Here is a 9708-nt window from a genome sequence, read left to right as displayed (position 1 = left end):
GCACCTTCGCGTGCGGCGGACCGGCACCCCCAATTGCCCGCGGGCTGCCGCTTCCTCCGCCGGGCAGGGACTCGTCGCCCGCATAGCGTGAGGTCATCCGCAGGCCCCAGCTCCCGGCGACAGAAAGTCAAGGAAATGGTTGATCATTCCGGCTGGCGTGTCGGGGTAGCTTCGGCCCCCGTCCACCACGGCGAGATCCTGCAAGGCGTGTTCCCCGGCGACGGCGGGCTCACCCGAGGACTCGTCACACTTCCCTGCACCATCCACGTGACCCGCGCGACCTTCATCCCCGCCCCCGGCGCCGAGGTCACCGTCACACCGTCCTGGAAGGGCAAGGCCCGGCGCGCCGCGGAACTCGCGGTCCGCGCCGTGACCCCGCCGGACGCCGGGCCGGCCGGGGGACACCTGGACCTCAGCGGCGACGTACCGCTGTGCCGGGGCTTCGGCTCCTCCACCAGCGACGTCCTGGCGGCGATCTGGGCGGTGAAGGACGCCTTCGTCAGCCCCCTCCCCGCACAGGAGGTCGCCCGCATCGCGGTACGGGCGGAGACCGCGTCCGACTCCCTGATGTTCGAGGACTCGACCGTCCTGTTCGCCCAGCGCGAGGGCACCGTGATCGAGGACTTCGGCTACCGGATGCCCGCCCTGCGGGTCCTCGGCTTCGGCTCCCGTCCCGAGAACGGCGGACGCGGCGTGGACACCCTGGCACTCTCGCCGGCCCGCTACGGACAGGACGAGGTCGACCTCTTCACCCGGCTGCAGGCGATGCTCCGGGAGGCCATCCAGATGAAGGACGTGGCCCTGCTGGGCTCGGTCGCCACGGCCAGCACGGAGATCAACCAGCGTCATCTGCCGATCCCGGAACTCGACCGCATCCGGGACATCGCACGGACCACCGGAGCCGTCGGCATACAGGCGGCACACAGCGGGGACATCGCGGGACTCCTCTTCGACCGGGACGACCCCGAGGTCGAGGCGCGCACCGAACTGGCCCAGGACCTCCTCCAAGAGCTCGGAATCCACGAGCAGTGGAACTACACAACGGGTGACTGACATGACGACGACCACACTCCCCAAGGCGCACTCCTCGATCGTCGAGGCGACGGAGCTGCCCCGCATCATCAAGGTGACCGACAACCTCTACGCCGCGGCCTTCAGCCTGATGAAGCTGCTGCCCGCCCGCTACATCCTCGACCGCGCCGAGGCGGCCGGACTCATCTCCCCGGGCACCCGGATCATCGAGACCTCCTCGGGAACCTTCGCCCTGGGCCTGGCCATGGTCTGCCGGCTGCGCGGCTACCCGCTGACCATCGTCGGCGACTCCGCGATCGACCGGGACCTGCGCACCCGGCTCGAAATGCTCGGCACGACCGTGGAGATCGTCGAGCACACCGGCCAGACCGGCGGCATCCAGGGCGCCCGGCTCGCCCGCGTCGCCGAGCTGCGCCGCCAGTACCCCGACGCCTTCGTCCCCGGCCAGTACGACAACCCCGACAACCCCGGCGCCTACGGCGTCGTCGCCGACCTGATCGGCGACACCGTCGGATCCGTCGACTGCCTGGTCGGCCCGGTCGGCTCCGGCGGCTCGACCGGCGGCCTCGGCGCCGCCCTGCGCCAGACCGGCCCGGCCCTCCACCTGATCGGCGTCGACACCCCCGGCAGCATCATCTTCGGCAGCCCCGACGGCCCCCGCATGCTGCGCGGACTCGGCAGCAGCATCCACCCCGGCAACGTCAAGCACGCGGCGTACGACGAGGTCCACTGGGTGACCGCCCCCGAGGCTTTCCACGCCACCCACGAGCTCTACCGCGCCCACGGCCTGTTCATGGGCCCGACCAGCGGAGCCTCCTTCCAGGTGGCGTCCTGGTGGGCCGAGCGCAACCCGGACAGCACCGTCGTCATGGTCCTGCCCGACGAGGGCTACCGCTACCAGTCCACCGTCTACAACGAGAACTGGCTGCGCGAGCAGGACATCGTCCCCGCCCCCGCCGCCAACGGCCCGGTCACCGTCGAACACCCGCTGGACGCCCCCGCCGCCTGGTCCCGGCTGCTGTGGGCCCGCCGCGGCTTCGACGACGTGGTGATGCCGGTGGTCGAGTCATGAGCGAGCGTCTGCTGCTCCTGGTGGAGAGCAACACCACCGGCACCGGGCGGCTGTTCGCCCGGCGCGCCGCCGAACTCGGCGCGGTGCCCGTGCTGCTGTGCGCGGACCCCGGCCGCTACCCCTACGCCGCCGAGGACGGACTGCGGACCGTCGTCGTCGACACCTCCGACGAGACCGCGCTGTGGGCGGCCGTCCGCGCCCTGGAGGACAACGCCACCCTCGCGGGCGTCCTGACCAGCTCCGAGTACTACGTGCCGACCGCCGCCGCCCTGGCGTACCGGCTCGGACTGCCCGGCCCCTCGGCCGAGGCCGTACGGGCCTGCCGCGACAAGGCCGAGCAGCGCCGGACACTCACCGACGCCGGCATCGGCTCGCCGGGCTTCGAGGTCGTCACCGAGGCCGCCGGCGCCGTCGCCGCCGCCCGCTCCCTCGGACTGCCCGTCGTCGTCAAACCCGTACAGGGCTCGGGCAGCCTGGGCGTACGGCTCTGCTCCGACCTGACGGAGGTCGCCGAACACGCCGGGAACCTGCTGGCCACCACCGTCAACGAACGGGGCATCGCCGCCCCGGGCCGGATCCTGGTCGAGGAGTACCTGACCGGACCGGAGTTCTCCGTCGAGGTCTTCGGCACCGAGGCCGTCGTCACCGTCGCCAAGCACGTCGGCGCACCGCCCTCCTTCGTCGAGACCGGCCACGACGTGCCCGCCGCACTCCCCGGCGCACAGGAGATCGCGCTGCGCGAGACCGCCGTACGCGCCGTCCGCGCGCTCGGCCTGGGCTGGGGGGCCGCCCATGTCGAACTGCGCCTCACCGGACCCGGGTCCGCCGCCGTCATCGAGGTCAACCCCCGGCTGGCCGGCGGCATGATCCCCGAACTGGTCCGCCGCGCCTGCGGCATCGACCTCGTCCGCGCCCAGGTGCTCGCCGCCCTCGGCACCGCACCCGAACTGGACCGCACCGGCTACGCCCGCGCCTCGATCCGGTTCCTCACCGCCGCCCAGGACGGCATCCTCGCCCCGGCCGCCGCACTCGCCGACGTCGTGGAACGCGCCCGCACGGTCCCCGGCACCGTCGAGGCGGTGCTCTACCGCGCCCCCGGCGAACCGGTGGGCCCCGCCGAGGACTTCCGGGGCCGGGTCGGCCACGCCATCGCCGTCGCCGACCGCTCGGTACGGGCCGCCGAGGCCGCCGGACGCGCCGTCGACCTGCTCGGCCGGGCCCTGATCCACGCCGTGCACACCGAGGAGGCACTCGCATGACCGTGGCGACCGCGCGCGGCGTCGACACCGGCCGGCTCAAGGCCGCGCTCGACGCCGAGGCGCACCGCATCGTCTACGACCAGTACCTGCCGGAGGCCACCGACGGGCTCGGCGACGAGCTCCGCTGCATCAGCGAGGTCGACCGCGCCCACCTGGTCATGCTCACCGAACGCGGCATCGTGGACGCCGACCGGTCCGCCGCCCTGCTGCGCACCATCGGTGAACTGCGCGAGCAGGACTTCGCACCGGTCCGCGCCCTCCCGATGCCGCGCGGCGTCTACCTGGCGTACGAGGGACACCTCATCGAACAGCTCGGCGACCGCATCGGCGGCATCCTGCACACCGGCCGCTCGCGCAACGACCTCAACGCCACCACCACCCGGCTCAAGACCCGCGCTCCCTACCGGGCCCTGCTGGACGCGGTCGACCGGCTGGCCGGGGTGCTCCTGGCCAAGGCCGAGGAGTACCGCGACGTGGTCATGCCCGCCTACACCCACGGCCAGCCGGCCGTCCCGATCGGCTACGGCCACTACCTCGCCGGAATCGCCGCCGGAGTGCTGCGGGCCTACCGGTCGCTGCTGGACGCCGGACGCCAGCTCGACGTCAACCCGCTGGGCGCCGGTGCGATCGGCGGCACCTCCGTACCCATCGACCCCCGGCGCACCGCCGAACTCCTCGGCTTCGACTCCGCCGCGCCCAACTCCGTCGACGCGGTGGCCTCCCGGGACTTCGTCCTGGAACTGCTCTCCGCCTCCGCCGTCCTCGGGGTCGTACTGGCCCGTGCCGGACGGGACCTGAGCACCTGGACCTCCGAGGAGTTCGGACTGCTCCGGGTCGGTGACACACTCGTCGGCTCCAGCTCGATGATGCCGCAGAAACGCAACCCCTTCCTGCTCGAACACATCCAGGGCCGGTCCTCCGCGAGCCTCGGCGCCTTCGTCGCCGCCGCCTCCGCGATGACCACCGGCGGCTACACCAACGCCATCGCGGTCGGCACCGAGGCCGTCCGGCACCTGTGGCCCGGACTGCGCGGCACCACCGACGCGGTGACCCTGCTGAGCCTGGTCGTGGCGGGCACCGAGCCCGAGCGGGACCGCATGGAGCGGCGGGCCGTGGACGGCTTCACCTCCGCCACGTACCTGGCGGAACGGCTCGTCCTGGACGGGACCCCGTTCCGGGCCGCGCACCACCAGGTCGGCGAGACCGTACTCGACGCCCTGGAGACCGGCCGGTCCCTGGAGGACGCGGCGGCCTTCGACGCCGTCGAGGACGGCGGGCTCGCCCCCGACCGGGTGATGGCGGCCTGCGCCCACGGCGGCGGCCCCGGCTCGGCCGCCGGCGGAATCCACGCGCTCACCGCCCGGCTGGACGCCCTGCGGGCCGAGTCCGCCGCCCGGCACGCCCGCTGGAGCGACGGAGCCGCGCTGCTGTCGCAGGCCGTGGCCGAGGCGGTGACGTCATGTCGGCAGAAGTGACCGAGCGCCCCGTGGACCACGGCAACGGGCACCCCCCGGGGAAGGGACTGCGCGGCCACCGCGACTTCCGGCTGCTGTGGATCGGCGAGACGACCAACCGCGTCGGCATCAACATCACCGCCGTCGCCATGCCCCTGGTGGCGGTGGTCACGCTCGACGCGAGCACCTTCGCGGTGAGCGTGCTGGCCGCCGCCCCCTGGCTGCCCTGGCTGCTGATCGGCCTGCCCGCCGGAGCCTGGGTGGACCGGATGCGGCGCCGCCCGATCATGGTGGTCTGCAACGTGCTCCCGCTGGTCCTCCTGGCCAGCGTGCCGGTGGCGGGCTGGCTCGGGGTCCTGACGATGACCCAGCTCCTCGCCGTCGCCCTGGCCAACGGGTTCGCCGCGGTGTTCTTCGGGATCTCGTACAAGGTCTACGTGCCCTCCCTCGTCGGTCCCGAAGACCTCCAGGAGGCCAACGCCAAGCTCCAGGGCAGCGAATCGGTGGCCCAGGTCGCCGGACTCGGCGGCGGCGGTCTGCTCGCCCAGATCTTCGGCGCCACCTCCGGCCTCCTCGTCAACTCGGGAACCTTCCTGGTCTCCGCGCTCTGCCTGCTGGGCATCCGCAGCAAGGAACCGGTCCCCGAACGGCCGACGGAGCACCGGGCCCTGCGCCGGGACATCAAGGAGGGCGTCCGGTACACCTTCAAGGACCCCTACCTGCGCGTCCTCACCCTGTACGGCACCGCCACCAACCTGCTCCTGACCGCCGAGGCGGCGATCATCCCGGTCTTCATCATCAGGGAACTGGGCGTCCCCGAGGGCGCCACCGGCTGGCTCCTCGCCTCCAGCAGCGTCGGCGGCATCCTCGGCGCCACCTTCTCCAAACGGCTGATCGCACGGTTCGGATCGGCCCGCGGTCTGCTCGTCACCACCATCGCCAGCGCCCCGTTCGCCCTGCTCATCCCGATGACGGGAACGGACTGGACGCTGTCCGCACTGGTCGTCGGGAGCGCGGTCCTCTCGCTCGGCGTCGTCCTCGCCAACGTGATCCAGGGAGCGTTCCGCCAGCGCTACTGCCCGCCCCAGCTGCTCGGCCGCGTCTCGGCCAGCGTCTCGGTCGCGAACTTCGGCGCCATCCCCTTCGGATCCCTGCTCGGCGGAACTCTCGGCACCGCCCTCGGTCTGCGGCCCACCCTGTGGCTGCTCACCGCGGGACTCGCCCTGACCCCGCTGCTCCTGCTGATCGGGCCGCTGCGCCGCCGGCGCGACCTGCCGGTCGCACCGGCGACGCCATGACGCCCGACTCACCTGTCACTCTCGCAAGAACAGGAGAGACCCCGTGGAACAGATGCTGCCCAGAATCGTCCGTGAGCTGCCACCCCCTGGCTCACTCGATCTCTGGCTCCTGAGGGTCTCGGATGTCCCCAACGGCATCCTGGACGAACAGGTACTCGACGCGACCGAGCGTCAGCGTGCCGCCACCCTCATGCACGCCGCCGACCGCACCCGGTTCACGGCCGCGCATGTCGCCCTCCGCCGGCTGCTCGGCTCCTACCTGAGCCTGCGCCCCGAGGACGTCCACCTCGGCAGGGACCTCTGCCCCTGCTGCGGCGGACCGCACGGCAGACCCACCGTGCTCGATATCGACGACCGGCTGTTCTTCTCGCTGTCCCACCGCGGCGACCTCGCGGTCGTCGGGACCGCCGCGGCCCCCATCGGGGTCGATGTGGAACTCGTGCCGGACCAGGACGGCACCGCCGATCTCGCCGCGATGCTGCACGTGGACGAACAGGCCGAACTGGCGGCGCTGGCACCGCCCGCCCGGCCCCGGGCACTGGCCCGGCTGTGGACCCGCAAGGAGGCCTACCTCAAGGGCCTCGGCACGGGGCTCGGCCGCGACCCGTCCCTCGACTACGTCGGCTCGGGACGCCCCGAAGGACCGTACCCGCCGTCCGGCTGGACCCTCGTCGACGTTCCGGTGGACCGGGGCTACGCGGCGGCGGTGGCGGTCCACGGAGAGCTCACCATGGACGGCCTCCTGGTCCGCCGGCTCGCCGGCATCGACGTCGTACGGCATACCTGCGACGTCCCGCAGACGGCGAAGAACCCGCCCTGACCACCACCGGGACCGCCGGGTGCGTCCGCCGCGGTGACCACCCGGCGGCGGGCCCGCACCACCCGGCCGCTCCCGCCGCGGCTGCCGTTCCCCGCGACGTCCTCGCCCCCATCCCTCCGGACCCTTGGAACTGACGATGTCAAACGCTGTGAAGCAGGCCCCCGCGGCCCTCCTCCCGCACACGCGACCCCGTACCACCGGGCAGCCGGACACCGGCGCCGGGCACGTGACGGGCGCCCAGTCCCTCATCCGGTCGCTCGAAGAGGCCGGCGTGGACACCGTGTTCGGCATTCCCGGCGGGGCGATCCTGCCCGCCTACGACCCGATGATGGACTCCACCCGGCTCCGCCACGTACTGGTCCGCCACGAGCAGGGCGCCGGGCACGCGGCCACCGGCTACGCCCAGGCCACCGGCAAGGTCGGCGTCTGCATGGCCACCTCCGGCCCCGGCGCCACCAACCTGGTCACCCCGATCGCCGACGCGTACATGGACTCCGTCCCGCTGGTCGCGATCACCGGCCAGGTCTCCTCCAAGTCCATCGGCACGGACGCCTTCCAGGAGGCGGACATCGTCGGCATCACCATGCCGGTCACCAAGCACAACTTCCTGGTCACCCACGCGGACGACATCCCGCGGACGGTCGCCGAGGCGTTCCGGATCGCCTCCACCGGCCGCCCCGGACCGGTGCTCATCGACATCACCAAGGACGCCCTCCAGGCGAGTACCACCTTCCGCTGGCCCACCGCCACCGAACTGCCCGGCTACCGCCCCGTCACCAAACCGCACGCCGGGCAGATCCGCGAGGCCGCCCGGCTCATCGCCGACGCGAGCCGCCCGGTCCTCTACGTCGGCGGCGGCGTGCTCAAGGCACGGGCCACGGTCGAACTGCGCGCCCTCGCCGAACTGACCGGCGCCCCCGTGGTCACCACCCTGATGGCGCTCGGCGCCTTCCCCGGCAGCCACCGGCAGCACGTGGGCATGCCCGGCATGCACGGGGACGTCGCCGCGGTCGCCGCCCTCCAGAAGGCCGACCTGATCGTCGCCCTGGGCGCCCGCTTCGACGACCGCGTCACCGGCAGGCTGGACGGCTTCGCCCCGCACGCCAAGGTCGTCCACGCCGACATCGACCCGGCGGAGATCTCCAAGAACCGCCTCGCCGACATCCCGATCGTCGGGGACGCCCGCGAGGTCCTCGCCGCCCTCGCCGCCGCCGTACGCTCCGACCGGGAGGACGGGCGCGTCGGGGACTACGCCGCCTGGTGGCGGGAGCTGGACCACTGGCGCTCCACCTACCCGCGCGGTTACGAGCCCCCCGCCGACCCCGGGCTGCTCTGCCCGCAGCAGGTCATCCAGCGGATCGGCCAACTCGCCCCGGCGGGGACGCTGTTCGCGTCCGGTGTGGGGCAGCACCAGATGTGGGCGGCGCAGTTCCTCCCGCACGAGGAGCCGGGCACCTGGTTCAACTCGGGCGGTGCCGGGACGATGGGGTACGCGGTCCCCGCCGCGATGGGCGCCAAGGCCGGCCGCCGCGACCGCACGGTCTGGGCGATCGACGGCGACGGCTGCTTCCAGATGACCAACCAGGAACTCACCACCTGTGCGCTCAACAACATCCCGATCAAGGTCGCCGTCATCAACAACGGCGCCCTCGGGATGGTCCGCCAGTGGCAGAACCTCTTCTACGGGGCACGGTTCTCCAACACCGTGCTCCACGACGGCGCCACCAACGCCTCCACCGGATCGGCCCGGGGCACCGGCTCCGCGACCAACCGGGGCACCCGCGTCCCGGACTTCGTCCAGCTCTCGGAGGCGATGGGCTGTGTGGGCCTGCGCTGCGAGAGCCCCCTCGAACTCGACACGATCATCGAGAAGGCCAACGCGATCAACGACCGCCCCGTCGTGGTGGACTTCATCGTCCAGCAGGACGCGATGGTGTGGCCGATGGTCCCGGCCGGTACCTCCAACGACGACATCATGGCCGCACGTGACGTACGCCCCGACTTCGGCGACTTCGCGGACGACTGAGAGGACCCTCCGACATGTCCCAGCACACGCTCTCCGTCCTGGTCGAGGACACCCCCGGCATCCTCGCCCGCGTGGCCGCCCTGTTCTCGCGCCGCGGCTTCAACATCGACTCGCTCGCGGTCGGCACCACCGAGCACCCCGACCTCTCCCGGATCACGGTCGTCGTCCGGGTCGAGAACCAACTGGCCCTGGAACAGGTGACCAAGCAGCTCAACAAGCTGGTCAACGTCCTGAAGATCGTGGAGCTGGAGGCGGACTCCGCCGTCCAGCGCGAACTGGTCCTGGTCAAGGTCGCCGCCGGCAACGGGACCCGGGCCCAGGTCATCCAGATCGGCGAACTCTTCCGGGCCAGAACCGTCGACGTGTCACCCGACGCCGTCACCCTCGAAGCGACCGGCTCCGGCGACAAGCTCGACGCGATGCTCCGGATGCTGGCCGGCTTCGGCATCAAGGAACTCGTCCAGTCCGGCGCCATCGCGATCGGCCGCGGCTCCCGGCCCCTGGCCGACCGCTCCACCCGCGAGACCCGCCCGATCCGCCTGACCCCCGCCACCGCCCCGGTCACCGCCGAGGCGCAGAGCGCCTAGTACGCACCCCGCACACCTGTCCGCACACCCTCATGATCCAGGAAACAAGGAGAACCACCATGCCCGCCGAGCTGTTCTACGACGACGACGCCGACCTGTCCATCATCCAGGGCCGTAAGGTCGCGGTCATCGGTTACGGGAGCCAGGGGCACGCGCACGC

8 protein-coding genes are annotated in these 9708 nt (G+C 72.4%); all 8 read left to right on the top strand.

What is annotated here, in order from left to right:
• The first annotated feature begins 135 nt into the window (after window positions 1-135).
• The 8 genes from ACWC97_RS32085 (at window position 136) to ilvN (ending at window position 9548) form a co-directional block, all read left to right on the top strand.
• A complete protein-coding gene (locus tag ACWC97_RS32085) occupies window positions 136-1053 on the top strand; it encodes a GHMP family kinase ATP-binding protein (protein WP_352281066.1) in 918 nt (305 codons plus the stop codon).
• A 1-nt stretch (window position 1054) separates the two neighbouring features.
• Entirely contained in the window at window positions 1055-2104 is a 1050-nt protein-coding gene (locus tag ACWC97_RS32080) for a PLP-dependent cysteine synthase family protein (protein ID WP_450653161.1), read from the top strand.
• Window positions 2101-3363: an ATP-grasp domain-containing protein gene (locus ACWC97_RS32075; RefSeq protein ID WP_450653159.1), complete on the top strand. Its 1263-nt coding sequence runs from the start codon at window positions 2101-2103 to the stop codon at window positions 3361-3363. The genes ACWC97_RS32080 and ACWC97_RS32075 overlap by 4 nt, the downstream gene beginning before the upstream one ends.
• Window positions 3360-4838, top strand: coding sequence for an argininosuccinate lyase (argH, locus tag ACWC97_RS32070; protein ID WP_450653157.1), 1479 nt, complete (start codon window positions 3360-3362; stop codon window positions 4836-4838). Before ACWC97_RS32075 ends, argH begins: the two co-directional genes overlap by 4 nt.
• Window positions 4823-6115, top strand: coding sequence for an MFS transporter (locus ACWC97_RS32065; RefSeq protein WP_450653155.1), 1293 nt, complete (start codon window positions 4823-4825; stop codon window positions 6113-6115). Before argH ends, ACWC97_RS32065 begins: the two co-directional genes overlap by 16 nt.
• A gap of 52 nt (window positions 6116-6167) precedes the next feature.
• Window positions 6168-6935: a 4'-phosphopantetheinyl transferase family protein gene (locus tag ACWC97_RS32060; protein ID WP_352281079.1), complete on the top strand. Its 768-nt coding sequence runs from the start codon at window positions 6168-6170 to the stop codon at window positions 6933-6935.
• Window positions 6936-7071: 136 nt separating this feature from the next.
• Window positions 7072-8961, top strand: a complete 1890-nt coding sequence (locus ACWC97_RS32055) for an acetolactate synthase large subunit (RefSeq protein ID WP_450653153.1) — start codon at window positions 7072-7074, stop codon at window positions 8959-8961.
• A gap of 14 nt (window positions 8962-8975) precedes the next feature.
• Entirely contained in the window at window positions 8976-9548 is a 573-nt protein-coding gene (ilvN, locus tag ACWC97_RS32050) for an acetolactate synthase small subunit (protein WP_352281077.1), read from the top strand.
• The last annotated feature ends 160 nt before the right edge of the window (window positions 9549-9708 follow it).

Source organism: Streptomyces sp. NPDC001108 (genome assembly GCF_053598535.1).
This window is presented reverse-complemented; position numbering and strand designations above follow the sequence as displayed.